The organism is Occallatibacter sp. (assembly GCF_049582745.1).
In the GTDB taxonomy this organism is placed as follows: domain Bacteria; phylum Acidobacteriota; class Terriglobia; order Terriglobales; family Acidobacteriaceae; genus Telmatobacter.
Map to the genome: position 1 here is coordinate 1 of NZ_JBAUUO010000008.1, position 3,453 is coordinate 3,453.

Below are 3,453 nucleotides of genomic sequence, written 5' to 3' on the forward strand. Positions count from 1 at the left end.
ACGGAATTATGTCCAGTTCCCGATTATGCGCAGCGTGCGGGACGTGTGCCTGCTGTGCCTTATCGCACCGACCAAACGCTGCGCATAATTTATAGGCTCTCCAGGAACTTCATTAGTTGATCCGGAGGCCGGTAGCGAGGACTGTTCGTTTTCGCCGGTTTCAGCCGATTGAGTGCGCGCTGCTTCATGGTGAGATCGGCTTCGACGTACATATGTGTCGTTGCAGGGCTCTCGTGGCCCAGCCATAGAGCAATGACAGTGATGTCCACGCCTGACTGGAGCAGATGCATTGCTGTGGCGTGGCGAATGGTATGTGGAGAGATTGCATGGCGCCGCAACGAGGAGCATTTTACGGCGGCGTTGGAAACGGCCAGTGCAAGGCGTTGGGTGACGTTGGAGCGCGTCATCTCGTTTCCGCCACGATTTGGAAACAAGAAGCTGGAATCCTCTGTTGAGTGGAGGCAACGCTTCCATTTCCGCATGAGTTCCGCCGTAGATCGCCACAGCGGGACGCTTCTGTTTTTGCGACCCTTGCCGTGAAGGTGAACACAAGGTGAGTGATCGAGGATCACGTCCTTGATGCGGATCGTGACGACTTCGGACACGCGGGCTCCCGTGTTGTAGAGCATGGTGAGCAGTGCGCGGTCGCGCTGCCCGGTCCAGCCGGAAGGTTCCGGAGCATCGAGGACGGCATCAATCTCTTCGCGTGAAAGGAAGCCGAGCATGGGTCTCTCGAAGCGCTTCATCGGCACCGCCAAAGCCTGCTCAATGATGGGCAGGGCGTTCAGATCGTAGTGGGCTGCGTACTTTAAAAATGATCGAAGGGCAGCAAGCCGGGCGTTGCGGCTCCGGGTTGCGTTGTGTCGTTCGCGTTCAAGGTAATCGAGGAAGGCTAAGAGAAGCTTGGCATCCAGATCAGCGAGGGCGAGGGTGACAGGAGTTTTTCCGAGATGCATTTCGGCGAAATGGAGCAACAACTTGAACGTATCCCTGTATGCAGAGATCGTGCAGGGACTGAATGACCGATGTTGCTGAAGATGGTCAACGAAGAATCGTTGCAATAGCATCGCAAGAGATGGGGGTGATGGGGTTCTAGCCACGACCTCCCTCCTTGGACTTCGATGCAAACTCTTCGAAGTTCCTTCCCGCTATGGCCATCAGTTCGGGAACACCGGTCAGATACCAATAAGTGTCGGAAACCTTGACATGTCCGACGTAGGTCGACAGGGCCACCATCGCGTTATCAATCGTGACGCCTTGCCGATGCCACTGCAAGACACGCCGGCAGATAAACGTATGTCTGAGGTCGTGGATGCGCGGTGCAGCATGTGCACCGCGTGCAATCCAGCCAAGCCCCGCACGTAGGCGCTCAAAAACACCATGAACGGTTCGGTTCACCAAGCCTGCGCCCGATGCGGAAACGAAGAAGAATGCTTCTGGGCGCACGGGTACATAGAGTTGCCGAAAGGCTGTGTACTTCTGCAATGCCTTGACCGCCGTAGCGTGAAGAGGAACGAGTCGGGACTTGGAGAACTTCGTCTGCCGGATGGTCAACATCCCCTGCGCGAGATCGACGTCCTTGCACCGCAGGTGCAGAGCTTCCGAGATGCGTAGTCCTGTTGCCGCGATCAGTCCGAAAAGTGCCTCATAGGTTGCCGGGCGCAATGTCCCCTGAGGCGTCATCTCCCGAGCAGCCCGCAGAAGGTCAACGATCTCCTGATCGGAATAGATATGTGGAGTCATTCTGCGATGTCCTTTACCAAACAACTGCGCGTCAGGAATCTCTGTGCGTGGATCGAAACGGGCGCGGTACTTGGCAAACGGTCGGACAACTTCCAGTCGCCGTGCCCAGGTGATATGTTCAGCGTGCGGTATCTGGCCTTGAACCCAGTCCAAGATGATGCGGCAGTTCAATGGACCACGATGGCCTGAGTGATCGGCAAAACGAGCAAACGCCATCAGTTGTGAGCCGGAAATCGCGAGCGAAAATCCAAGGCGACGACGCTCGCCGAGATACTCATGAACCAGAGACTTCATCGAGCGATGGTGACTCATAGCGACCTCCCCGGCCACGGCATCGCCACCGCAGCAAGCCGATTCGTATCCACCTTGGTATAAATCACCGAAGTATCGAGGCTGCGATGACGGAGAATGTCGGCTATTTCCTTGAGTGGAGTGCCCGTCTTCAAGAGACTGCTCGCCAGACTATGGCGGAGTATATGAACTCTCGAATGTGCCAATCCGCATCGGAGATAAGCCTGGCGGATCACTCTGCGCACGACGCCCGCCTGAATAGGCCTGTCAAATGGAGCACCATCGCGCACAAACAAGGCACGGTTAGAAGTCTGCGGCCGCTCCGTTCGAAGATACTCGGCGATGGCCCTGCCAGTCTCTGTCGGCAAAGGAAGAACGTCAATTCGGCGCGACTTGTTCGCGGCGAGACGAATCGTTCCAGCACGCCAATCTACATCTGAGAGGTGCAGTTGTACGACTTCGCTGGCACGCAGCCCAATATCTGTGAGACAGCGCGCCATCGCGTGGGCTCGCTTGGGCGATCGCGGCAGTTGCTCGAAAGACCCCAGAAGCTGCTGTACCTCCTTTTCGGAGAGCACTTCCGGTAACGATGCCAAACGCCAATGGGCAACGCTGGGGACGGCATCGAGCAGTCCATGAACCGGATCGCCGGCAACCGAACGGAACCTGAGGTAGCATCGGATGGCCCCTCCCACTACATGAATCGTTCCGGTACTGTGTACCCCTTCTTGGCCTAACACGAAGCGTCGAATATCAGTTGGCCTGATGCGATCAGGCATGAAGGAGCCAGAGGCGAATCGCTCGTTCAGAAACCGGCGGATGATGTGGATGCGTTGCTGGCGAGTGCTCTGAGCGAGCCCCTTCACCTCTGTCATGTAGCGATCAAAAGAGGACAGTTCCGTGTGAAGCGGATCCCAATCAGCACGGTTCTCGGTTGTCACTTCACATGTGGATAAAGTCTGGAGCAAATGTGAGAGAGCCGCACGCGTATCGGACCTGCCGCGCTTTACGGGATATGGGCAATCACAATGCGGTAAGTGCTCAGCGACAAAGCGGGTAGTTGTCCGCTCGTCCATCTTGACCAGCGCCAGCCTGTGTCGGCCGGCCCAATGCGCAAAATGCGCAATGCAGTATAGGTAGCAGTGGATGGTCGATGCGTGGTAACGGCTGCGCTGAAGACGCGAGCAGAACTCTGAGATATAGGGTTGAAGAACGCTGCGCTCCAACCATGCGCGCACCTGCGGGTGAACTGCTGTTCCATTTTCCATGATGATCTCCTGGCATCAGAAATGCCGACATCAGGAGACCACCGATTATGTGAAGTCCGCTTTCCTTGAACAGAAACCGCCCCTATAGGTCCGCCCATCCAACGTCCACGCCCCAATACGCTGCGCATAATCGGGAACTGGACATAATTCC

3 protein-coding genes are annotated in these 3,453 nt (G+C 56.5%); all 3 read right to left on the bottom strand.

What is annotated here, in order from left to right; translation table 11 throughout:
* Positions 1-89: 89 nt before the first annotated feature.
* From WCA10_RS00765 to WCA10_RS00775, 3 genes are read right to left on the bottom strand one after another with little or no spacing between them, the layout of a single operon-like run.
* Entirely contained in the window at positions 90-1,067 is a 978-nt protein-coding gene (locus WCA10_RS00765; RefSeq protein WP_472820570.1) for a tyrosine-type recombinase/integrase, read from the bottom strand.
* 25 nt (positions 1,068-1,092) lie between these two features.
* Positions 1,093-2,055, bottom strand: coding sequence for a tyrosine-type recombinase/integrase (locus WCA10_RS00770; protein WP_472820568.1), 963 nt, complete (start codon positions 2,053-2,055; stop codon positions 1,093-1,095).
* A complete protein-coding gene (locus tag WCA10_RS00775; RefSeq protein WP_472820569.1) occupies positions 2,052-3,302 on the bottom strand; it encodes a tyrosine-type recombinase/integrase in 1,251 nt (416 codons plus the stop codon). Before WCA10_RS00775 ends, WCA10_RS00770 begins: the two co-directional genes overlap by 4 nt.
* Positions 3,303-3,453: the final 151 nt, after the last annotated feature.